Source organism: Pseudomonas spelaei (genome assembly GCF_009724245.1).
GTDB lineage: Bacteria > Pseudomonadota > Gammaproteobacteria > Pseudomonadales > Pseudomonadaceae > Aquipseudomonas > Aquipseudomonas spelaei.
Map to the genome: position 1 here is coordinate 1 of NZ_WNNK01000071.1, position 1,102 is coordinate 1,102.

The window sequence follows — 1,102 nt, forward strand, 5'->3', positions numbered from 1 at the left end:
GACAGTCAGCGGATTGGTGATGTTGGTCACGGCCGCGCCGTTTTTATCCACAAGGCTGGCGGTGTAAACGATCTGGCCGCCTTCGCCCACGCTGGTGGTCGCGGTCAGAACGATATCGACCTTGTCGATGGTGTCGTTGATGACGGTGGTCGCGCCGTCGCCCGCTACGACCAGCTTCTCGAAGTTGCCGCCGGCGGTGTCGGTGATCTTGACGGTCTGCGTGCTCTTGTCGATGAACACGTCATCGCCTGGAGCGGCCACAGTGACCGAACCAACAGTTTCACCTTGCTTGATGGTGATGGTGGAGCCGTTGTCCAGCTTCAGCGTCACATCAGTGCCGGCCTTGTTGCTCAAGGTGGCGGTGTAGGTGATCTGGCCACCTTCGTTGACGGCATCAGGCGCAGTCAGTGTGACAGTGGTGGTGTTTTCAGTGCCCGGTGTATCGGTCACGGTGGTGGTGACGGGCGTGGTCCCCGGAACCAGATTTTCGAAGTGCTCGCCACCGGCTACTTTGGTGATAGCCGTGGTGACAGTCTGGTCGCCTTTGTACACATCGTCTGGCGCTACAACCGAAACGGTGCCGCTGGACTGGTTTACGCCAATGGTGATGGTCTGGCCGTTGTCCAAGGTCACTGTCAGCGGGTTGGTGATGTTCGTCACTGCCGCGCCGTTTTTATCCACAAGGCTGGCGGTGTAAACGATCTGGCCGCCTTCGCCCACGGTGGTGGTCGCGGTCAGCACCACATCGACCTTGTCGATGGTGTCGTTGATAACGGTGGTTGCACCGTCGCCTGCTACAACCAGCTTCTCGAAGTTACCGCCGGCAGTGTCAGTGATCTTGACGGTCTGGGTGCTCTTGTCGATGAACACGTCATCGCCTGGCGCTGCCACGGTCACGGAACCCACGGTCTCGCCGGCCTTGATGGTGATGGTCGAACCGTTGTCCAGCTTCAGCGTCACATCCGTGCCGGCCTTGTTGCTCAAGGTGGCGGTGTAGGTGATCTGGCCACCTTCGTTAACGGCGCTAGGCGCGGTCAGTGTGACGGTGGTGGTGTCGGTGGTGCCCGGTGTGTCGGTCACAGTAGTGGTGACCGGGGTTTTG

General features: G+C 60.0%; 1 protein-coding gene. It reads right to left on the bottom strand.

The window, feature by feature from the left end:
- On the bottom strand, window positions 1-1,080 hold a 1,080-nt coding region (locus GNF76_RS29235), incomplete at its 3' end, for an immunoglobulin-like domain-containing protein (RefSeq protein WP_343037861.1).
- Between the last annotated feature and the right edge of the window lie 22 nt (window positions 1,081-1,102).